We start from the raw sequence: 20667 nt of genomic DNA, 5'->3' as shown, positions 1-20667 counted from the left end.
TCTCGTCTCGAGATGGCCACGCTCACAAATTGCTCCACCTCATACCTCAGGTCTGCAACGCCCAATCCGCCACCTGCCAGCGCATCTGCCCGCCATCGGAAACGACACGCCCGAGGCCGGGGAAGGGCATGTGCGTGGCGGCAATGAGCGCGCCTTCCGCTGCGGCCTGCGGGAAGAAGCGATCACGCATTGCCTTGGCCGCCTCCCTGTCCTGTTCGAACAGGAAAAATACATCCGTCGCGCCGGGATGCACGACCGGAAAGATCATGTCCGACACCATGATCAGGCTGTGCCCGCCATCTTCCACCCGCACGCCGATATGGCCGGGTGTGTGGCCGGTCAGATCGACGATCGAGACGCCTCGCACGATCTCGCGTTCGCCGTCGATCGCCTGCAGTTTCGGGTAAAGGCGCACGACTTCTGCCGCCATGTCGAAACTGGTCTTTAGATAATCCGGCGCACCGCTGCGCTTGGCCGGGTCGGTCCAGTGCTTGACGTCGCGGCGATCGATATAGACCTCCGCCTTGGGGTAGTTGTTCTTGTCCCCCAGAATCAGGCCGCCCATATGGTCCTGGTGCATATGCGTGACGATCACCGCGTCGATCTGGTCGGGTCGCAGGCCAAGTGTTTCAAGCGCCTGCGGCAGCGCGCCGGTTTGCCCGATAGACCCCGCCGCACCGGCATCAATCAGGATACGGTGCTCACCATCATCGACAAGATACTGGTTGAAGAGAAAACGAACGCCACTCGGCCGGGCGGTGAATTGCGCGTTTGCCGCTTTTTCGACATCGGCCGGCGCGCGCCCTGGAAAATAGTCATAGGGCATGTCGGCATAACCGTCCGTCAGTGCGGTCACGGTGAAGCGGCCGATGCGGATCTGCGCCAGCGGCGTCACGCTGACCGGCTTTCCCGTTGCCATCGCGGTCGCCTGTGTTGCGGCAAGAGTGGGCGTCGCAACGCCACTGATCAGACCTGTCCCGAGAATGCCGAAAGGAAGGGTGCTGACAAAGGATCTGCGTGAAAATTGTGGCATGAAGCGGTCCCCCGGATCAATGAAAATGCGGGCGAAAGCCATCGCCCAAAGAGCGCGTGCAGGCTATGCCGTGCGGGAATGATCCGATACTCTGTCATTTTGAGAGATTTCCTCCCGTTTTTCGAAAGGATCGTCATGGATCGGTTCGAGGCAATGTCGGTATTGCTTGCCGTGGTCGAGGCCGGCAGCCTGTCCGCCGGAGCGCGGCGGCTGCGTTCGCCACTGGCGACCGTCAGCCGCAAGGTGGCCGAACTGGAAAAGCACCTTGGTGTAGGTCTGGTCCTGCGCACCCGCAGCGGTCTCGCCCTCACGGAAGAGGGCGTCGCCTTCGTCGCAGCATCGCGCCGCATTCTGGAGGAACTGGATGCGGCGGAGCGGCAGGTGAACGGCGGTACACTGCGAGGCGGGCTGCACGTTACCGCGCCGATTGCCTTCGGCGAACGCCATCTTCTGCCGATCGCGATGGAGTTTCTGAAAGAGCAGCCGGATATAAACCTGCGCCTGACATTGGCTGACCGACAGCTGAGCATGATGGATGAGCAGGTCGATGTGGCCCTTCGAATCGGGCATCTGGCCGATAGCGCACTGATTGCAACGCGTGTCGGCGCCGTTCGCCGGGTCATCTGCGCCAGTCCCGATTATCTTGCTCGCAAAGGCGTACCACGCATGCCCGAAGATCTCGCGCTGCATGACGGCATCAGTTTTCAAGGATTTGCAACATCGCCGGAATGGCGTTACCGCCGCGATGGTACCGCCTATGCCATCGAACCGCGCCAGAGACTGGCGGTCAATACAACTGAGGCAGCCATTCAGGCCGCACTTTCCGGTATCGGCATCATCCGCCTTCTGTCCTATCAGATCTCCGATCACCTGCGCTCCGGAGCATTGCAGGAATTGCTGACCGATTTTTCTCCGGAACCGCTGCCGGTCAACGTCATACACCAGCCGGCCGATCCCCTGCCGCAAAAGGTGAGGTGTTTTCTCGATTGGGTTGGGCCGCGCCTGCGCCTGCAGTTGGCGCATTAGGTTTCCGACCTCGATCGGGAAGCCGCCTCCCACCATCACGGGATGCATCACCCCGAGGGCGATGTTATAACCCGCCCCGACTGACCCACACTCACCGTCATTTCCGGGGCGCCGCCTTGCTCACCATCCCCCTACCATTTTTCGCCGGCCTTGTTTTCGTGCTGACGCTCCATCTCAGCCTCAAGGGTGTCGCGCTGCCAGGCACGCGAAAAATCTTCAATGTCTTTCTGGCGCTTTATGCGGCGCAGGGTATCGGCATCGGTCTGCGCTTCGGTTATGGCGTCGAAAGCCTCGTGCCCCTTCTGCCAGTCACGGCCGCGTGCATGCCGCCGCTCGCCTATCTCGCCTTTCGCAGTTTGACCGCCATGCCGGTCGAAAGGTTTTGGGTGCACATCCTGCCGCCGCTGGCTGTTGCCATTTCCGTTGCCTTTGCCCGGCAGTTTGTCGATCTGCTGCTGTTTCTCATCTTTGTCGGTTACAGTGTGGCGCTCTGGCGCATCACCCGCGCAGGCGGCGATGAGGTGATGGCCGAAGCCGCCTTGCAGCGCATGCGTCCGGCGTTTCGCGCCGCGCGGCTGACCGCTGCCCTCATGCTGTTTTTTGCGGTCAGCGATGGCGCGCTGGCCGTTTATGCGGAATTTTATGGCAATGCCGAAGTGCCGCTCGCCGTTTCGGTCATGAACCTTGCCGCCATCGTCGCGGTGATCGCCTATTATCTCTGGCCGGAGATGCCGACGTCGTTGCCTCGGTCGCGAGAGGAGAGAGTGCCTGACGCATCGCCGGAAGACGAGGCCATTCTGACCCTCGTCTCGGCGGCTCTCGAAACGCTGTTTGCCGATGAAAATCTCAGCCTTGCGCGGCTTGCCCGCAAGGCCAGTCTGCCGGCGCGCGATGTTTCGGCTGCCATCAATCGCGCCAGCGGCCTGAACGTCTCACAATTCGTCAACAACCGCCGTGTGGCCGAGGCATGCCGCCTGCTGGATGAAACGGGAAAATCGGCAACTACGATCCTGTTCGAGGTCGGTTTTTCGACCAAATCGAATTTCAATCGCGAATTCCGCCGTGTCACGGCCAAAAGCCCGCGTCAATGGAAGGCACGCGACAGAAACACATCTGCTCTGTCAGGTTATGGGGTTGATCTTGTTGCGGGAACGCAACAAGTTGGAAACATCCAGCAATCATAATCATGTGCAAGAAGGTGCGTGAAAAAGGTCGAAGCCCAGTCGGTTGGACAAGTGGCGACCTGGCACCGGTAGGAAGACATGGCCAGACCCGATACCGATTTTGAAGAACTGCTCGACGTCGCCAAACTGAAGGCCGATATCGAGGCGATCGCCACCATCCATGCCGGCAAGCCCGCCGATATGCGTGCGGCCCTTCTGCCGCTTTTGCGCACCGTCAACACGGATGGTCGCAACAAGGCGCGCGAACTGCTGGAAGCCACCAAGGGCGGCGGGATTCTGTGCGCGGAGCGGATCTCCTGGCTGCAGGATCAGTTGATCGTCGCCATCCATGATCTGGTCGACGCGCATGTCTATCCGCAGGCGGCCGGCGCCACCGCGATCGCTGCCGTCGGTGGGTATGGCCGCGCCACGCTGGCGCCGGGCTCGGATATCGATCTTCTGTTTCTGCTACCGTCCTCCAGCACCGATGCCATGCGCAAGTCGGTGGAGTTTCTGCTCTACGTACTGTGGGATCTCGGCTTCAAGGTCGGCCATGCCACCCGCACGGTGGAAGAATGTATCCGCCTGTCGCGTGAGGACATGACCATCCGCACCGCCATTCTGGAAACCCGCTTCATCTGCGGAAAACAGTCGCTGGCGGAAGAATTGGATCATCGTTTCGATCGCGAGATCGTCCACAATTCCGGCCCGGATTTTATTGCTGCAAAGCTCGCCGAGCGCGACATGCGCCACCAGAAGGCCGGCGATACCCGTTATCTGGTCGAGCCGAACGTCAAGGAAGGCAAGGGCGGTCTGCGCGATATCCAGACGCTGTTCTGGATCGCCAAATATCATTATGGCGTGCGCGATGCGGCCGCACTCGTCAAACGCGGCGTCCTGTCCCGCGCCGAGCTGCGCCTGTTCGAAAAGGCCGAGGATTTTCTCTGGGCCGTTCGCTGCCACATGCATTTCCTGACCGGCAAGGCGGAAGAGCGTCTGTCCTTCGATATCCAGCGCGAAGTGGCCGCCGCCATCGGTTATAACGCGCGTCCGGGCCTTTCGGCCGTCGAACGTTTCATGAAGCATTATTTCCTCGTCACAAAGGATGTCGGCGATCTCACCCGCATTCTCTGCGCGGCACTCGAGGAAGAGCAGGCCAAGCCAGCGCCGGGCCTGACCGGTGTGATCTCCCGTTTCCGCTACCGTACGCGAAAAATCCCCGGCAGCAGTGAGTTCGTGGAGGATCGCGGCCGTATCGCTCTTACCGATCCCGATGTGTTTCGCCGTGATCCGGTCAGCCTCATCCGCTTTTTCCATGTCGCTGATCTGGCCGGGCTGGAATATCACCCGGATGCGCTGAAACAAGTCAATCGCGGCCTGCGGCTGATCGACAACGACCTGCGTGAAAACGAAGAGGCGAACCGCCTCTTTCTCTCCATCCTCACTTCGCCGCGCACGCCGGGCATGACGCTGCGCCGCATGAACGAGGCTGGCGTTCTCGGCCGCTTCATTCCCGAATTCGGCAAGATCGTCGCCCTCATGCAGTTCAGCATGTACCACCATTACACGGTGGATGAGCATCTGATCCGCGCCGTCGATGCGTTGTCGGATATCGACAAGGGCAAATTCGGTGACGAACATCCGCTGATCAACAAGCTGATGCCGACCATCGAGGATCGCACGGCGCTTTATGTGGCTGTGCTGCTGCATGACATCGCCAAGGGCCGCCAAGAGGATCACTCCATCGCCGGCGCCCGCGTGGCGCGAAAACTCTGCCCGCGTTTCGGCCTCAATCCGAAACAGACGGAACTGGTTGTCTGGCTCATCGACCAGCATTTGCTGATGTCGATGACCGCCCAGACCCGCGATCTCAACGACCGCAAGACGATTACCGATTTTGCCGAACGTGTTCAGTCGATGGAGCGTCTGAAGGCGCTGCTCATCCTCACCGTCTGCGATATCCGTGCCGTCGGCCCGGGCGTGTGGAACGGCTGGAAGGGCCAGCTCCTGCGCACGCTCTATTATGAAACCGAACTTCTGCTGTCCGGCGGTTTTTCCGAAAGCTCGCGCAAGGAGCGCGCCAAGGCCTCGGAAGAAGCGCTCGTTGAGGCGCTCGAAAATGGCTGGACTGCAAAAGACAGAAAACTTTACGGCCGCATGCATTACCAGCCGTACCTGCTCTCGGTGCCGCTGGACGACCAGATCCGCCATGCGGAATTCATCCGCGATACCGACAAGGCCGGCAAGGCGCTCGCCACCATGGTGCGCACCGACAGTTTTCGCGCCATCACCGAAATCACGGTTCTGGCGCCCGACCATCCGCGCCTGCTGTCTATCATCGCCGGCGCCTGCGCGGCGGCCGGTTCCAACATCGCCGACGCGCAGATTTTTACCACCAATGACGGCCGCGCGCTGGATACCATTCTCGTCAGCCGCGAATTCACCGATGACGCGGACGAATTGCGCCGCGCCGGCACGATCGGCCGGATGATCGAGGATGTTCTTTCGGGCAAAAAACGCTTACCCGAAGTCATTGCCTCGCGCGCAAAATCCAAGAAGCGCAACAAGACGTTCTCCGTTCACCCGTCGGTGACGATCTCCAACGCGCTCTCGAACAAGTTCACCGTCATCGAGGTGGAATGCCTCGACCGCGTCGGCCTGCTGGCGGAAATCACTGCCGTGCTGTCGGACCTGTCGCTGGATATCAAGTCAGCCCATATCACCACATTCGGCGAAAAGGTCATCGATACGTTTTACGTCACCGATATCGTCGGCATGAAGATCACTAACGAAAACCGCCAGGCCAGCATTACCGCGCGGCTGAAACCGGTGATGAATGATCAGGACGACGAACTGCGGTCTCGCATGCCATCTGGTATTATCGCGCCGGAACCGGCGCCGTCGGAAGGATCGACGCCGGATCTTGGGCCGGGGAATGCACCGAGGTTGAAGGTGTAAAGGGAGGCGTTGGTGGATTGCTGATGGCGGCTTCGCGCCATTGGCGGTTATGCCGGAGAGCTGCCATGCAAATCATTTCGGGCATCGCTATGCCTGGAACATGGCCTGTGTCGCCGTAGCGGCAATCAGGTTCGTATGTGGGTCATTATTCCACGCCGAAACACAAGAAAAGAGCTGCAGAAAGATTGGCCGTTGTTGCCGGGATGGCAAATAGGCAGGCTCAAGCTTGGCTTTCAATCGTCTTGCCGGTCGCAATTCTTTGCCGCCATCAAATGCTTGCTTCTCCTCTCAGCGTGCTGATACGACCCTGGCTGGAAATGGAGCAATGAAATATGCGCATCAAATCACTCTTGGCTGTTACCGCGGCAATCGCCGCTTCCGTGATCGGGAGTGCTGTCGACGCCCAGGCACAAGAACCGGCCGCTTGCAAAACCGTAAGGTTTTCGGACGTCGGCTGGAGTGATATCTCGGCGACCACGGCGACCGCATCGGTTGTCCTTGAAGCCTTGGGTTACAAGCCCCAGACCAAACTTCTCTCTGTGCCGGTCACCTATAGCTCGATGAAGACCCGGGACATCGATGTGTTCCTCGGCAACTGGATGCCGACCATGGAAGCCGATATCCGTCCCTATCTTGAGGATAAAAGCGTGGAGACGCTCGGCGCCAATCTCGTTGGCGCCAAATACACACTGGCAACAAATGAAAAAGGCGCCGAACTCGGCATCAAGGACTTCAAGGATATCGTTGCCCATGCCGATGCGCTCGGCGGCAAGATCTACGCGATCGAGCCCGGCAATGACGGCAACCGTTTGATCCTTGGCATGATCGAGAAAAACCAGTTCGGCCTGGGTGCGCTCGAAGTCGTCGAATCGTCCGAGCAGGCGATGCTGGCTCAGGTGATGCGCGCCGACAGGGCAGGCGAACCCATTGTTTTCCTGGGGTGGGAGCCGCATCCGATGAATGCCAACTTGAAGTTGACCTACCTCACCGGCGGTGACGATGTCTTCGGCCCGAATTTGGGCGGCGCGGAAGTGCGTACCAACGTCCGTGCGGGGTATCTGCAGGAATGCCCGAATGTCGGTGCATTTCTCAAAAACCTAAAATTCTCGCTGCCGATGGAGAACGAAATCATGGGCGGCATTCTCAACGACGGTGAAGATGCCGAAGACGCAGCCACCAAATGGCTGAAGGCCAATGGTGCAGCAATCGAGCCATGGCTTGCCGGCGTCACCACGGTGGACGGCAAACCCGGACTTGAGGCCGTCAAGGCAGAACTCGACCTCTGATCTGGCGGGCCTGTAACATTTGGTCGCCGAGATAGGCCCGATGATTGTTTTCGTCGGCTCTCGGCGACCGTCTCAAGAAAAGACTGGCGGCGAAATCAGCCGCACATCACCACATTCTGCGAAAAGGTCATCGATACGTTTTACGTGACTGATATCGTCGGCATGAAGATCACCAACGAAAACCGCCGGGCAGATCTATGCTCCGAAGCTTCACCCGGCGCTTGGTGGGCAGATCACGGTCGATGAGTTTCATCGGGTAAACGCTCTGGCTGCTATGACAATCGCGGCGCAGGCGACGTCGTTTAGCCTGTATGATTCAACCAAACCCGGCGTACCGATGGTACGCAGGGTCGGTAACTGAACCCAGAGAAACGTTAGGGCCTTGTTTGCCTATGGTTTCTGGCGGTCGCTGGATGAAGCGTCCAGACAAACAATCCGGCATCATGCCGGGTTACCTGCTTCGATGATGACATTGTAAGCCTGACCTTGCGCAAGCCTATTTTCGTTTTCCACCCATCACGCAGCATCCGTCAGTGCTGATATGGCGTCTGCCAGTTGGTTAGCCATTTTCTGAAGATCGGCATTCAAATCAGCGAGGTCTTGCCGTGTGATCAAACCATTCGGTGCACGCTCTGCTGCCATTTTTTGGATGGCTGATCCTGCATCGCTTACGGCAACGACCATTATCTCGCCTGCATGGTCGAGATGGTCGCCTTCGCCGTCCAATGCTGGAAGGTCAAAAACTTCGAACCGGAAGGCATGTAATTTGAGTAACCCGTCAGTTCTCTGTTCTCCTGACCAGGCCAGTTGCTCGGCTTGAATATCCGGTCGGTTCGAAACCATAAAGTCCTCTCTTCTATGTCAGTCTGGCTACACTGCCAAAACGCATCCATACGGCGTCTCCGGCCTCACCTTTCCCGAAAAACGACCTGTTTTCAATTCAACTGATAGCAAGCCAAGACACGACCGGCCCAGTAAGACACGGTCAGCCTTCACTCCTTCCCACAAAAGATGGCCGTCCGCCGCACCTCCCGCTATAACACCCCCACGAATCGAACCTCCCGGTGAGCCCCCGCATGAGCCTTGTGAAAAAATTCGCCACCGTCGGCGGTGCCACGCTCGGCAGCCGTATCTTTGGTTTCGCCCGCGAAACCCTGATGGCGGCAGCGCTTGGCACCGGGCCGATGGCCGATGTGTTTTACGCGGCCTTCCGTTTCCCCAACCTCTTCCGTCGTCTGTTTGCGGAAGGCGCGTTCAACGCAGCCTTTGTGCCGCTGTTTTCGAAGGAGATCGAGGCCAATGGCGTCGAGGGCGCCAAGCGGTTTTCGGAGGAAGTGTTCGGCGTTCTCTTCTCGGCGCTGATGATCATCACCATCGCCATGGAACTGGCCATGCCGTGGCTGGTCACCTGGATCATCGCTCCCGGTTTCGCTGATGATCCGGAAAAGACATCGATCACCATCCGTTTGGCAGTGGTGATGTTCCCATACCTGATGTGCATGTCGCTGACGGCGATGATGAGCGGCATGCTCAATTCGCTGCATCACTTCTTTGCCGCTGCCATAGCACCGGTCTTTTTGAATGTGGTGATGATTGCCGCGCTGTTTTACGCGCTGTGGACCGGTGCCGATCCACTTTCAACCGCCTGGTATCTGTCGTGGAGCGTGTTGGTCGCCGGTGTTCTGCAGCTGGCCGTGGTCTATTTCGGCGTGCGCCATGCGGGCATAAAAATCGGCTTCCGCCGGCCGCGCATGACGCCCAACGTCAAGCGTCTGCTGGTGCTCGCCGTCCCCGCCGCCATCACCGGCGGCGTCACCCAGATCAACCAGATCATCGGCCAGGCCATCGCCTCGGGCAAGGAAGGCGCGATCGCCGCCCTGCAATATGCCGACCGTATCTATCAGCTGCCCTTGGGTGTGGTTGGTGTCGCCGTCGGTGTCGTGCTTCTGCCGGAACTGGCCCGTGCTTTGAAGGGTGGTAATCTCAAGGAAGCCGCCAATATCCAGAACCGTTCGATCGAGTTCGTGCTGTTCCTGACCTTGCCGGCCGCCGCTGGCCTCTGGGTTCTGTCGGATGCCATCATCCGTGTGCTGTATGAACGTGGTGCATTTTCCGCCGAAAACACTGCCGTCGTCGGCTCCATCCTCGCCATTTATGGCCTCGGCCTGCCCGGCTTCGTGCTGATCAAAGCGCTGCAGCCCGGTTTTTATGCCCGCGAGGATACCAAGACGCCGATGCGTTTCACCATGATGGCCGTCGTCGTCAATTCGGGCCTCGCCATCTCGCTGTTCCCGCTGATCGAGGAACGCGGCATCGCGACGGCCGAAGCCGCTGCCGGATGGATTAACACGATCTTCCTGTTTTCCACGCTGGTCTGGCGCGGCCATTTGAAATGGGAATGGGCGTTCGCCCGCCGCACAGCACTACTGCTGGTCTCGGCCGGCATCATGGCCGTGGCTTTGACCTACGCTCTGCGTTACGCCAGTCCTTGGCTTGCCTCCGGCTCACACTTCCTGCAGCAAGTCGCAGCACTCGGGTTGCTGATTGCCATATCCATGCTGGTCTATTTCTCAATCGCCTTTTTGATCGGCGGTGCCGATCTCGGCATGATCCGCCGCAATCTCAAGCGCAAGCCGAAGAAGGTGGCGACACCGGTGGATCCGGAAGTCTGATCAGCTTTTGCGGTGGTGACGCTTCAGGTTTGCCAAACCACCCTTGCCCTTGGATTTGCCGCCACAATGCGCCCAGCGGCGTTTTGGGCCGATATCGACATGCACGATGCCGTTGCAATACCGGCCGATGCCGCCAATGCCCGGTGCGCCGGCGGCAGCCGCCAGGATCGCCTTTTCCGAAACACCCGGCACCCGGATGTCTGCGGCGTAACAGCGGCTGTGCTGCGATGTGCCGGAACGAGGGCGGTGGCCGGATGTCACCATTGGCTTTTTGCCGGTCTTGGCGCGGATATGCGCCAGGATTGCCTCCAGCTTTTCCGGGAAACAGGCAGTGCGCACGCTGACGCGCTGAACCGTGTAGGCGGCTGAATAATCATGCTTGAAAGTCGTGCCACGGCGCTTGCCGCTTTTATCCGCCGCGTCTGCGGAAATGGCTGAAAAAACGACGCTGGCTGTCACAAGGCAGGCAAGCGCGACGCGGTAAAAAATGCGCATTCTGGACTCCGAAACCGTATCCGTCACTCATGGTGAACGGAAAGCTGATTTCGGGGTATTTCTTTTCTAAAAGTGACGGCAATAAGGGCAGAAATGCTCTAAATTAGTAAGTGAAGCGCCATAATGATGAACATTCGTTAAGAATTACGCATTTTTTTACTACTGATGTGGTATTCTAAGGTGCGTTTTCGGAATTGAGTTCGACGGGAAAACCTCAAAATGTCCGGCGCTTCAAGGCGCGTCATATTTTCTGTAAAAATCCTTCATAATCCGGCGGTTGACACCGCGCCAGCCTGCTCCAGTTTCCCCTGATACGCCGTGCATTTCACCGATGGATATGGCACCGATCGCACGGTGCCGGCTCCTCCTTCTGCATCGACCACGAAAAACATTCGAATTTTCGTAAAAAAACGTCGATGCGCCGATAGCAAGAGGCCGATATCGATGTTTGGTTTTTCTAAAGACGCGTCTTCCCTCAATCCTTTCAAGCGCAGTCCGCCATCGGTGAACAAGAATATTATCCCCTCCATGGCCGACAAGGTGCAGGCTGAGGGGGACAAGAAGGGCACATACGACAAGAAGGACGCGCCGCTCGCCATCACCGACGTCGTTAACACCTGTCTTGATGTCGCCTTCGGTTCGGCCAATGGCGGTGCCAGTTCCGGTTATGCAGGTCTGGCTCAGATGGTCGCCGATAGCGGACAGAAGAGCTACAAGGCGACCAAAAGCGTTTCGGCCCCACCCAATCCGCTTTTTGTCGGCCACGGTCACAGCCGGGGAGACCTGAACACCGAAAGCCCCGCCACGTTAAAATATCTGGAGCGTCGCCGGGTAAAGGAATTCGGTGGCAACGGTTTCAGCATTGCAGGCACGGTGGCAGTCGCCGCCTCGATGGGCACGCTGCCCGTCAACGCGCTGTCGATTGCGCGGCAGGCCAACACCACTGGCTCGACGGCTGCCCATCTGACCAAGCTGAAAATTCTCGCTCGTGAAATCGATGCGCTCGGCGGCGGTGCGGAACGTGGCGTCACCCTGTCGGAACTCGTGCGCGAGGTCATCAAGGTCAAGGCACACAAGTCGGGCATAGAGGGTGCAAAACTCGTAACCGGCTCCATTCCGGTTCTGGGTGAGATCGTTACCGCCAGCGTCAATGCCGGCATCAACGGCGCGACATCGGCGGCAAAGACGTTCGACAAGGCCTATCACGCCAAGAACTGCGCAAAGCTGGCGCTGGAAATCCACTGGCGTGCCTATCAGGAGCAGTTTTCCGCCTTCTGTCGCATGCACAAGCTCGATCCTGCCGACTTTTTCGCGCGTGAGGATTATCTTGCCCGCAAGCGTCCCCCCCGGCTCACCGGCATGGGATTGAAAAAGGCCAATGAAAAACTGCGAGAGACCGATCGCCCGCCGCGCCTGACCGGCATGGGGCTTTCCGCCGCCCGCGAGGCGCTGGAAGCGCATGATCCGCCGCAATCGCGTCTGCCGTCACGCGATTTCGACCGTGCGGTTCACGACGCCCGCCAGAGTTTTTACTTTCACCGCGACGCCGGCCCCGCCACCAGCCTCGTGACGGAACTCTATACCCGCCGCTCGGCCCTCGCCGTGCTGGGCAAATACGATATCGCAGCACTCATCATGGAACCCGGCGGGTGGGTGGCACTGACGGACAAGATCGCCTCATTGTGAGGGGGCGGGGCGGTTGTTTCAGCCTTCCGGTAGTAGCCGTTCCAAATCTTGTCCGGCTTGGCACATGGCTCATACATCACGTCAAAATGCATCTGACGGTGGTTGCAGCCCTCTTGATCCTGCCCCATCCGCCGTGCATAAGCCCGGCCGTTAGCAACATGGGCGACATGAGCGCCAAGGCCGGGTCTTCCGTCCTGCTCACCATGCCCTGGGGCCTTCCACAAGCCTGATGAGGACGACATGAATACGTTTAAGCCGCTCGTATTTTCCGGCGTACAGCCAACGGGCAATCTCCATCTCGGAAATTATCTCGGCGCCATCCGCAAGTTCGTGGCGCTGCAGGAAGACAACGACTGCATCTATTGCGTCGTCGATCTCCACGCCATTACCGCCCAGCTCGTCCATGACGACCTGAAGGGCCAGATCCGCTCTATCGCCGCAGCCTTCATCGCCTCGGGCATCGATCCGGTCAAACACATCGTGTTCAACCAGTCGGCCGTGCCGCAGCATGCGGAGCTCGCCTGGATCTTCAACTGTGTCGCGCGCATCGGCTGGATGAACCGCATGACGCAGTTCAAGGACAAGGCCGGCAAGGACCGCGAAAACGCCTCGCTTGGTCTGCTCGCCTATCCAAGCCTGATGGCTGCTGACATTCTCGTTTATCGCGCAACCCATGTGCCGGTTGGTGATGACCAGAAGCAGCATCTGGAACTGGCGCGCGATATCGCCCAGCGTTTCAACATCGATTTCGGCCCGAAAATCCGCGAGACCGGAACGGGTGTCGACATGATCGTCGGCGAAGAACCGATCCATGGCTATTTCCCGCTGGTCGAGCCGCTGATCGGTGGCCCGGCGCCGCGCGTCATGTCGCTCAAGGACGGCACCAAGAAGATGTCGAAATCGGATCCGTCGGATCTGTCGCGTATCAACCTGATGGACGATGCCGACACGATCTTGAAGAAGATCCGCAAGGCCAAGACCGATCCGGACGCTTTGCCGAGCGAAGTCGATGGTCTCGAAGGTCGCCCCGAAGCCGGCAACCTCGTCGGCATCTATGCGGCGCTTTCGGATCGTACTAAGGCTGATGTGCTTGCCGAATTCGGCGGCCAGCAGTTTTCGGTGTTCAAGCCGGCGCTTGCCGATCTGGCGGTCGAGGTGCTTGCCCCGATCACCACGGAAATGCGCCGCCTGATGGACGACACGACGCATATCGACGCGATCCTCAAGGATGGCGGCGAACGCGCCCGTGCCCGCGCCGAAAAGACCATGAACGAAGTTTCCGACATCATCGGTTTCCTGCGGTGACCCTGGCTGCCGGCCCGCAAGGGCCGGTGGTTTCCAAAAACACATCGTCATCCTAGGGCTTGTCCCTAGGATCTAATTACGTCAGCAATGGGCCTCAGCAGATCCTCGGCTCAAGGCCGAGGATGACGACGGAGAGGTGGGAGCGCCTCTCAAGCACCCTGCTTTTACATCCCTGCCGAATTGTATAATGTCCATCACGACCAGACAGGTCGTGTCAGCGCATCAGGGGGATCGGCATGGTTTCAACTCGGCTTTCGCGCCTTGAAGGGCACCGTCGAAAGTTCATGGCGGTCATCGATGGCACGCCGGAATGCGAAAAGGCCGTGCATTACGCCGGTCGCCGCGCCAAAAATTCCAACGGCGCGTTGCTGCTGCTCTATCTCATCCCTGAAGGTGATTTTCAGCAATGGCTTGGCGTCGAGGCGATCATGCGCGCCGAAGCTCGTGAAGAGGCCGAGGCTGTCATGGCCAAGGCGGCCCAGCGTGTGCGGGAGAGTATCGGCATCGATCCGGAAGTGGTGATCCGTGAGGGCAATGCCGCCGACGAGATCAATTCCCTGATCGAAGAGGATCAGGATATCGCCATTCTCGTGCTTGCCGCCGGTTCCGCAAAGGAGGGACCTGGCCCGCTCGTTACCTCGATTGCCGGTCGCACTGCAGCCTTCCCCATCCCCGTCACCGTACTCCCCAGCACGTTGACCGACGAGGAAATCGACGCGCTGGCCTGAGGTCGCTTTTGTTTCTTCGCTCTTGACCTTGTTTGTGCAAAGGCGCACTTGAACGCAAACCTGAACGGTCTTATCTTCTTTGGAAGAATTCTAAACGAGCGAACGCGTTTTCGCCGGGAGACATAAAATGTTCATTCAGACGGAAGCCACCCCGAACCCGGCCACCCTGAAATTCCTGCCGGGCAAGGTCGTGCTGGAAAACGGCACCGCCGAATTCCGCTCTGCCGCCGAGGCTGAAAAGTCTCCGCTTGCTGCCCGTCTGTTCGACGTGCCGGGCGTAACCGGCGTCTATTTCGGTTATGACTTCATCACCGTCAGCAAGAACGATGCCGAATGGCAGCATCTGAAGCCAGCCATCCTCGGTTCGATCATGGAACACTTCATGTCCGGCCAGCCGGTCATGGGCGGCGGTTCCGCCATGGCTGAGGCGACCGATGAAGAAGGCGAGTTTTTTGAGGAAGGTGACGAAACCGTCGTTGCCACCATCAAGGAATTGCTGGAAACCCGCGTCCGTCCGGCTGTTGCCCAGGATGGCGGCGATATCACCTTCAAGGGTTACAAGGACGGCACCGTCTACCTCAACATGAAGGGCGCCTGCGCCGGTTGCCCGTCTTCGACCGCCACGCTGAAGCATGGTGTGCAGAACCTGCTCAAGCACTTTGTGCCGGAAGTCCAGGCCGTCGAAGCTCTCTGATAAAACTGGCGCCGGCTTTGTCGGCGCACAAACTGCCGGTAGTCTCTTATGATCGTTCTTGCCCTCGACACCGCCGGCATCGACTGTTCTGTCGCGCTCTATGACGCGACGGCCGACAAAATCCTCTCCGTACAGACAGAGATGATCGGCAAGGGCCACGCTGAAAAGCTGATGGCGCAGATCGAGGCCGCGTTGGCAGAAGCCGGCATCACGCTGAAGGATGTGGGCCGCATCGCCGTCACCATCGGCCCCGGCTCGTTCACTGGCATTCGCGTCGGTGTTGCTGCCGCTCGCGGTTTTGCGCTCTCGCTCGGCATTGAGGCCGTCGGCATCACCACACTGGAAACCATGGCCGTCCACCAGTTGGCCAGCGCTGCCGGTCACCCGGTCATCGCCGCCATGGATGCCAAGCGCGGCGAGATTTACGCTCAGCCCTTTGGCGCCGATGGCTTGCCACTTGAAGAAGCGCAGGCACTGCCGCCGGAAGCCGTCACCGCTCTTGCCACACATCACAGCGCAACCATTTTTGGTACTGGCGCCGTCGCAATCGCTGCCGCAGCAACCGGTGAAATCAGCGAACCCGGCATCAAAACCGTGCCGGATCGCTTCGATATTGCCACTGTGGCAAAGCTCGGTGCGACAAAACCCTTCGGCAGTGCAAAACCGAAACCGCTTTACCTTCGCGGGCCGGATGCTAAACCTCAGATCGGATTCGCATTGGCCCGCTCCTGAGACGCGCATGAACGACGATTACCTGAGCCTGAAACCCACATTCGATATCGCCTTGATGAAGTCAGAGGATTGCCGGGCCGTATCCGAACTGCATGGCCTTCGTTTTGCCCGCCGCTGGAACGATGGTGAAGTCCACAGCCTTCTGTCGCAGGACAGTACATTCGGTTTCGTCGCTTATCAGACCAACGCCTTCTTCCGTCGGCCGCTTGGCGGTTTCGTTCTCGCCCGTGAAGTGGCCGGCGAAGCGGAGATCCTGACCATCGCCGTTTCGGAGAAGGTTGGTCGCACCGGCCTTGGCTGGCGTCTCATGCAATCGGCCATTCGGGAAGCGGCGGAACGTGGTGGAGAGACCATGTTTCTCGAGGTGGAAGATGGCAATGTTGCCGCAATCGGCCTCTACCGCAGGCTCGGATTTTTAACGGTCGCCACCCGGCCGGCCTATTATGAATCTGCCGATGGGAGCAAATCGGCGGCGCTTGTCATGCGCCGCGATCTTGGCTAGACCCGTCCTCTAATAAACGCATGAAGCAGGACCGAACGACGTGACAGATCTTACCAAATCTCTGGAGGAACTGTGTGCCGAGCGGGGTATGCGGATGACCGACCAGCGTCGCGTCATTGCCCGCACGCTGCAGGAATCGGACGATCATCCGGATGTCGAGGAGCTGTATCGCCGCTCCTCCAAGGTCGATCCGCGCATCTCCATCTCGACCGTATACCGCACGGTAAAACTGTTCGAGGATGAGGGTATCATCGAGCGCCACGATTTTCGCGATGGCCGCTCGCGGTATGAAACCGTGCCGGAAGAACACCACGATCACATGATCGACGTGCAATCGGGCACGGTCATCGAATTCCATTCGGCAGAGATCGAAGCCCTTCAGGAACGCATTGCCCGCGAGCACGGCTTTCGCCTCGTCGGCCACAGGCTCGAGCTTTACGGCATCCCGCTCGACAAGGACGATCCTTGATCACCTGGATACGGATCTTTTTCATCATCACGGGGCTCGTGTTGACGACACTGGTCCTTTTGCCGTTTCAGCTTGTCGGCCTTGCCTTTGACCTGAAAATCCGTCGTTACGTTCCCCGTATCTGGCACCGTATCGCCTGCTGGCTCATGGGCATCCGCATCCGCGTGCATGGCTCCGTCGAGCGTCGCCGCCCCGTCATGCTCTCGGCCAACCACGCATCGTGGAAAGATATTCTGGTTCTCGGCGCGGTCGCCGATGTCGCCTATATCGCCAAGATCGAAGTGGCGGACTGGCCGGTCTTCGGAACGCTGGCAAAACTCCAGAAGACCATTTTCGTGGTGCGCGAACAGAAACGCCGCACCGGTGAACAGGTCAATGAAATCGCCCAGCGCATGACCGGTGGCGAAATCGTCGTGTTGTTCCCGGAAGGCACCACATCGGACGGTAACCGCCTTCTCGATGTCAAATCATCGCTTTTCGGCGCCGCCACCGCCGCCGTGCCGCACACACCGGACAAGATCGTTTATGTGCAGCCGGTGACGATCGCCTATACCGGCATCTATGGCATGCCGATGGGCCGTTACCACCGTCCGATCGCCGCATGGCCCGGCAGTATCGAATTGCTACCGCATCTGATGGGCATTTTTCGCGCCGAAGCCATTGATGTGGATGTGGATTTCGGCGAGGCCATCCCGTTTCGTGAAGGCGATAATCGTAAGCACCTGAGCGCCGCCGTTATAGCCTCGATGAAGCGCATGTTGCGGGATCGGCTTTATGGTGTGCGCAAGACGACGCCGGATGTCGAAATCGCCGAAACGGGTTTGGAGCCGGCCGAAGAAGGGACGTCCTAACACAGCCCTTCAAATCCGGCCGATTTTGCGGTAGAGAGCGGCCATGAACCAGATCACCGTCATTTCCCCGGACGCGGCCGAAAAGGCCGATGTTGCCAGCAACGCCCGCAAGGTCTTCATCAAGACCTACGGCTGTCAGATGAACGTTTACGACAGCAATCGCATGAGCGATGCGCTGGCGAGCGAAGGCTACGTTCCGACCGAGGAAATGGGTGAGGCGGACCTGATCCTGCTCAATACCTGTCACATCCGCGAAAAGGCCGCCGACAAGGTCTATTCGGCGCTCGGACGTCTGCGCGACATGAAGCGCACCCGCGCCGAACATGGCCGCGAACTGATGATCGGCGTCACCGGCTGCGTCGCCCAGGCCGAAGGTGAGGAAATTCTGCGCCGTGCACCGGCAGTCGATGTCGTGGTTGGTCCGCAGACCTATCACCGTCTGCCGCAGGCGCTGGCTCGCGCACGTCAGGGTGAACGCGTGGTCGAGACGGATTATGCCGTCGAGGACAAGTTCGAACACCTGCCGAAGGTGGACAAGGCAAGGGCCCGCTCGCGCGGCGTCACCTCGTTCCTCACCGTGCAGGAAGGTTGCGACAAGTTCTGCACTTTCTGCGTCGTGCCTTACACGCGCGGTTCGGAAGTCTCTCGTTCGGTCTCGCAGATTATCGACGAAGCCATGCGTCTGGTGGATTCTGGCGTGCGCGAAATCACTCTGCTGGGCCAGAACGTCAATGCCTGGCGCGGTGAAAGCCCGAAGGGCGGTGAGTGGGGCCTTGGCGAGCTTCTCTATCGTCTCGCCGAAATTCCCGGACTTGCCCGCCTGCGTTACACGACCAGTCATCCACGCGACATGGATGACTGTCTTATCGAGGCGCATCGCGATCTGCGTGCGCTGATGCCTTACCTGCATCTGCCGGTTCAGGCCGGTTCGGACCGTATTCTGAAAGCCATGAACCGCCGCCACACCGGCGCCGAATACCTGCGCCTCATCGAGCGTATCCGCGCCGCCCGCGCCGATATCGCCATGTCGGGCGATTTCATTGTCGGTTTTCCGGGTGAAACCGATCAGGACTTTGAAGACACGCTGAAAATCGTCGAGGACGTGAAATACGCCTCGGCCTATTCGTTCAAATATTCCACCCGTCCGGGAACACCCGGCGCAGAGCTTGGTTCTCAGGTGGATGAAGCGGTGAAGACCGAAAGGCTGGAACGATTGCAGGCTCTGCTCCTGCGTCAGCAGCAGGAATTTGCGGAAGGTTGCGTCGGAAAGACCATCGATCTGCTCTTGGAAAAGCCGGGCCGCATGCCGGGTCAGCTGATTGGCCGGTCGCCGTGGCTTCAGTCTGTGAATGTTGATGCAAAAGAATCGCAAATCGGTGACATTATTCAGGTACGAATCACAGGAACGGGGCCGAACAGCTTGTTTGCCGAGCGGGCAGGGGCTTAAATAGGCACCATCAACAACAGGAGCCTGCCTATTGGTCGAACGTGAATTGGTTTCTTCATCAGCGCGCCAGCCACGCCCAGCCGCGACCGACGCAAATCACTTCATTCTGACGTTCGAGAACAACAGGCTCGCCAGCGAACTGTTTGGGCAGTTCGACCAGAACCTCAAACTTCTGGAACAGCGCCTCAACGTGGATGCCCGCGCCCGCGGCAATTCCGTGACGATCTCGGGCGAAGTGACGGCGACCAATCAGGCGCGTCGTGCTCTCGATACGCTTTACGAGCGACTTCAAAAGGGCGGATCGGTCGAAATCTCCGACGTCGAGGGCGCCATTCGCATGGCGCAGGCGGCCGACGATCAGCTGCAACTGCCGACGCTGGAAAAGAAGGCGCGGCTGTCGATGAGCCAGATTTCCACCAAGAAGAAGACCATTCAGGCCCGCACGCCGACGCAGGACGCGTATATGCGTGCCCTTGAGCGTACCGAGTTGGTTTTTGGCGTCGGCCCAGCCGGCACGGGCAAGACCTATCTCGCCTGCGCCCACGCCGCCCAGCTTCTGGAACGCGGCGCCGTCGACAAGATCATCCTCACGCGCCCCGCTGTCGAAGCAGGCGAGCGCCTTGGCTTCCTGCCGGGCGACATGAAGGAAAAGGTCGATCCCTATCTGCGTCCGCTTTACGATGCGCTTTACGACATGATCCCGGCCGACAAGGTGGATCGTGCGATCACCGCTGGTGTCATCGAAATCGCGCCACTGGCTTTCATGCGTGGCCGCACGCTGTCCAACGCCGCCATCATCCTCGACGAAGCGCAGAACACCACATCCATGCAGATGAAGATGTTTCTGACGCGTCTGGGTGAAAACGGTCGCATGATCATCACCGGTGACCCGAGCCAGGTCGATCTTCCGCGCGGCGTGAAATCCGGTCTGGTGGAGGCGCTGCATATCCTGAAGGGTGTCGAAGGGCTTTCCGTCATCCGCTTCCAGGATACGGATGTCGTGCGTCACCCGCTGGTTGGGCGCATCGTGCGTGCCTATGACGCGCAATATGCCGTCCATGAGGAAAGCGAGGATCTCGACCGCAGATAAGCGGTCGAGAATTTTTATGCCCGAACTCGATATACAGATCAGCGTCGAAGAAGGCGGCTGGCCGGACGAAGAAACCCTCTACGCAATCAGCGAAAAGGTGCTCCAGGCCGCCGCTACCTATCTTTCGGAACACGAAAAACAGCCTTTTCCGCCGCTGCCGATAGAAATTTCTCTCGTCTTTACCGACGACGAATCCATTCGGCAGATCAATGCCGAATGGCGGCAAAAAGATAAGCCGACCAATGTCTTGTCATTCCCTGCCTATCCGCTGCAACCGGGTGGTAAACCCGGCCCCATGCTGGGTGATATCGTGATTGCACGCGAAACCGTTGCACGCGAGGCGGTTGATCTCGACAAGGATTTCGACGATCATCTGACGCATCTGATGGTGCACGGGTTTCTGCATCTCTTCGGTTACGACCACCTCGAAAAGGAGGAGGCGGAAGAGATGGAGGGACTGGAGACTCGCATTTTGGCCACACTTGGCTTATCTGACCCTTATGCGGGACAAGACCCGATAATATAGTCTG

General features: G+C 59.1%; 20 protein-coding genes. 16 read left to right on the top strand and 4 right to left on the bottom strand.

Annotated elements, in window-relative coordinates; genetic code table 11:
- Positions 1 to 46: 46 nt before the first annotated feature.
- Positions 47 to 1033: an MBL fold metallo-hydrolase gene (locus GAO09_RS01350; protein WP_153352267.1), complete on the bottom strand. Its 987-nt coding sequence runs from the start codon at positions 1031 to 1033 to the stop codon at positions 47 to 49.
- A gap of 135 nt (positions 1034 to 1168) precedes the next feature.
- Here GAO09_RS01350 and GAO09_RS01345 point away from each other — a divergent pair, with 135 nt between their 5' ends.
- From GAO09_RS01345 to GAO09_RS01330, 4 genes are all read left to right on the top strand, one after another.
- A complete protein-coding gene (locus GAO09_RS01345) occupies positions 1169 to 2059 on the top strand; it encodes a LysR family transcriptional regulator (protein ID WP_153352266.1) in 891 nt (296 codons plus the stop codon).
- A gap of 116 nt (positions 2060 to 2175) precedes the next feature.
- Positions 2176 to 3243, top strand: coding sequence for a helix-turn-helix domain-containing protein (locus GAO09_RS01340; protein ID WP_153352265.1), 1068 nt, complete (start codon positions 2176 to 2178; stop codon positions 3241 to 3243).
- Between the two features lie 78 nt (positions 3244 to 3321).
- The gene (locus tag GAO09_RS01335; RefSeq protein WP_153352264.1) at positions 3322 to 6180 is read left to right on the top strand and encodes a [protein-PII] uridylyltransferase; all 2859 of its coding nucleotides are present in this window, start codon (positions 3322 to 3324) and stop codon (positions 6178 to 6180) included.
- Between the two features lie 332 nt (positions 6181 to 6512).
- A complete protein-coding gene (locus GAO09_RS01330) occupies positions 6513 to 7466 on the top strand; it encodes a choline ABC transporter substrate-binding protein (protein WP_153352263.1) in 954 nt (317 codons plus the stop codon).
- Between the two features lie 516 nt (positions 7467 to 7982).
- Here the strand turns inward: GAO09_RS01330 and GAO09_RS01325 are convergent.
- Positions 7983 to 8309 carry a hypothetical protein gene (locus tag GAO09_RS01325; protein WP_153352262.1) on the bottom strand — a complete coding sequence of 109 codons (327 nt, stop codon included), beginning with the start codon at positions 8307 to 8309 and terminating at the stop codon, positions 7983 to 7985.
- A gap of 233 nt (positions 8310 to 8542) precedes the next feature.
- Between GAO09_RS01325 and murJ the strand changes: the two genes are divergently transcribed.
- Positions 8543 to 10138 (top strand): murein biosynthesis integral membrane protein MurJ, encoded by a 1596-nt coding sequence (murJ, locus tag GAO09_RS01320; RefSeq protein WP_153352261.1) that lies wholly within the window; start codon positions 8543 to 8545, stop codon positions 10136 to 10138.
- Here murJ and GAO09_RS01315 read toward each other — a convergent pair whose 3' ends face one another.
- Together GAO09_RS01315 and GAO09_RS01310 are read right to left on the bottom strand one after the other, a co-directional pair.
- Positions 10139 to 10633, bottom strand: a complete 495-nt coding sequence (locus GAO09_RS01315; RefSeq protein WP_153352260.1) for a D-Ala-D-Ala carboxypeptidase family metallohydrolase — start codon at positions 10631 to 10633, stop codon at positions 10139 to 10141.
- 263 nt (positions 10634 to 10896) lie between these two features.
- Positions 10897 to 11145 carry a hypothetical protein gene (locus GAO09_RS01310; protein WP_153352259.1) on the bottom strand — a complete coding sequence of 83 codons (249 nt, stop codon included), beginning with the start codon at positions 11143 to 11145 and terminating at the stop codon, positions 10897 to 10899.
- On the opposite strand from GAO09_RS01310, the gene GAO09_RS01305 reads away from it, so the two are divergent.
- The 11 genes from GAO09_RS01305 (at position 11138) to ybeY (ending at position 20663) form a co-directional block, all read left to right on the top strand.
- On the top strand, positions 11138 to 12319 hold the full coding sequence (locus GAO09_RS01305) for a hypothetical protein (protein ID WP_153352258.1): 1182 nt from the start codon (positions 11138 to 11140) through the stop codon (positions 12317 to 12319). The two genes, GAO09_RS01310 and GAO09_RS01305, sit on opposite strands and share 8 nt — an antisense overlap.
- 240 nt (positions 12320 to 12559) lie before the next feature.
- Positions 12560 to 13624: a tryptophan--tRNA ligase gene (gene trpS / locus GAO09_RS01300; RefSeq protein WP_112733775.1), complete on the top strand. Its 1065-nt coding sequence runs from the start codon at positions 12560 to 12562 to the stop codon at positions 13622 to 13624.
- A gap of 236 nt (positions 13625 to 13860) precedes the next feature.
- Complete coding sequence (locus tag GAO09_RS01295) at positions 13861 to 14352, top strand: universal stress protein (protein WP_112733773.1); 492 nt, start codon at positions 13861 to 13863, stop codon at positions 14350 to 14352.
- 127 nt (positions 14353 to 14479) lie between these two features.
- Positions 14480 to 15046: a NifU family protein gene (locus GAO09_RS01290; protein WP_153352257.1), complete on the top strand. Its 567-nt coding sequence runs from the start codon at positions 14480 to 14482 to the stop codon at positions 15044 to 15046.
- 48 nt (positions 15047 to 15094) lie between these two features.
- Positions 15095 to 15778, top strand: a complete 684-nt coding sequence (tsaB, locus tag GAO09_RS01285) for a tRNA (adenosine(37)-N6)-threonylcarbamoyltransferase complex dimerization subunit type 1 TsaB (protein WP_153352256.1) — start codon at positions 15095 to 15097, stop codon at positions 15776 to 15778.
- A 7-nt stretch (positions 15779 to 15785) separates the two neighbouring features.
- Positions 15786 to 16280: a GNAT family N-acetyltransferase gene (locus GAO09_RS01280; protein ID WP_153352255.1), complete on the top strand. Its 495-nt coding sequence runs from the start codon at positions 15786 to 15788 to the stop codon at positions 16278 to 16280.
- A gap of 40 nt (positions 16281 to 16320) precedes the next feature.
- Positions 16321 to 16749, top strand: coding sequence for a Fur family transcriptional regulator (locus tag GAO09_RS01275; protein WP_112733765.1), 429 nt, complete (start codon positions 16321 to 16323; stop codon positions 16747 to 16749).
- Positions 16749 to 17600, top strand: coding sequence for a lyso-ornithine lipid O-acyltransferase (olsA, locus tag GAO09_RS01270; RefSeq protein WP_324184995.1), 852 nt, complete (start codon positions 16749 to 16751; stop codon positions 17598 to 17600). Before GAO09_RS01275 ends, olsA begins: the two co-directional genes overlap by 1 nt.
- 43 nt (positions 17601 to 17643) lie before the next feature.
- Positions 17644 to 19047: a tRNA (N6-isopentenyl adenosine(37)-C2)-methylthiotransferase MiaB gene (miaB, locus tag GAO09_RS01265; RefSeq protein ID WP_153352253.1), complete on the top strand. Its 1404-nt coding sequence runs from the start codon at positions 17644 to 17646 to the stop codon at positions 19045 to 19047.
- Positions 19048 to 19078: 31 nt separating this feature from the next.
- Complete coding sequence (locus tag GAO09_RS01260) at positions 19079 to 20137, top strand: PhoH family protein (RefSeq protein ID WP_153352252.1); 1059 nt, start codon at positions 19079 to 19081, stop codon at positions 20135 to 20137.
- A gap of 16 nt (positions 20138 to 20153) precedes the next feature.
- Positions 20154 to 20663, top strand: a complete 510-nt coding sequence (gene ybeY / locus GAO09_RS01255) for an rRNA maturation RNase YbeY (RefSeq protein ID WP_153352251.1) — start codon at positions 20154 to 20156, stop codon at positions 20661 to 20663.
- Positions 20664 to 20667: the final 4 nt, after the last annotated feature.

It is taken from the genome of Endobacterium cereale, from assembly GCF_009617585.1.
GTDB classification, from domain to species: Bacteria; Pseudomonadota; Alphaproteobacteria; order Rhizobiales; family Rhizobiaceae; genus Neorhizobium; species Neorhizobium cereale.
The sequence above is the reverse complement of the archived record's forward strand: the minus strand, read 5'-3'. Positions and strand labels throughout refer to the sequence as shown.

Coding starts and splice junctions, on each gene's coding strand:
- trpS (WP_112733775.1), top strand. CDS start 12,560: ATGAATACGTTTAAGCCGCTCGTATTTTCCGGCGTACAGCCAACGGGC.
- GAO09_RS01325 (WP_153352262.1), bottom strand. CDS start 8,309: ATGGTTTCGAACCGACCGGATATTCAAGCCGAGCAACTGGCCTGGTCA.
- miaB (WP_153352253.1), top strand. CDS start 17,644: ATGAACCAGATCACCGTCATTTCCCCGGACGCGGCCGAAAAGGCCGAT.
- GAO09_RS01280 (WP_153352255.1), top strand. CDS start 15,786: ATGAACGACGATTACCTGAGCCTGAAACCCACATTCGATATCGCCTTG.
- GAO09_RS01330 (WP_153352263.1), top strand. CDS start 6,513: ATGCGCATCAAATCACTCTTGGCTGTTACCGCGGCAATCGCCGCTTCC.
- GAO09_RS01315 (WP_153352260.1), bottom strand. CDS start 10,633: ATGCGCATTTTTTACCGCGTCGCGCTTGCCTGCCTTGTGACAGCCAGC.
- GAO09_RS01350 (WP_153352267.1), bottom strand. CDS start 1,033: ATGCCACAATTTTCACGCAGATCCTTTGTCAGCACCCTTCCTTTCGGC.
- GAO09_RS01295 (WP_112733773.1), top strand. CDS start 13,861: ATGGTTTCAACTCGGCTTTCGCGCCTTGAAGGGCACCGTCGAAAGTTC.
- GAO09_RS01345 (WP_153352266.1), top strand. CDS start 1,169: ATGGATCGGTTCGAGGCAATGTCGGTATTGCTTGCCGTGGTCGAGGCC.
- GAO09_RS01290 (WP_153352257.1), top strand. CDS start 14,480: ATGTTCATTCAGACGGAAGCCACCCCGAACCCGGCCACCCTGAAATTC.
- tsaB (WP_153352256.1), top strand. CDS start 15,095: ATGATCGTTCTTGCCCTCGACACCGCCGGCATCGACTGTTCTGTCGCG.
- ybeY (WP_153352251.1), top strand. CDS start 20,154: ATGCCCGAACTCGATATACAGATCAGCGTCGAAGAAGGCGGCTGGCCG.
- murJ (WP_153352261.1), top strand. CDS start 8,543: ATGAGCCTTGTGAAAAAATTCGCCACCGTCGGCGGTGCCACGCTCGGC.
- GAO09_RS01335 (WP_153352264.1), top strand. CDS start 3,322: ATGGCCAGACCCGATACCGATTTTGAAGAACTGCTCGACGTCGCCAAA.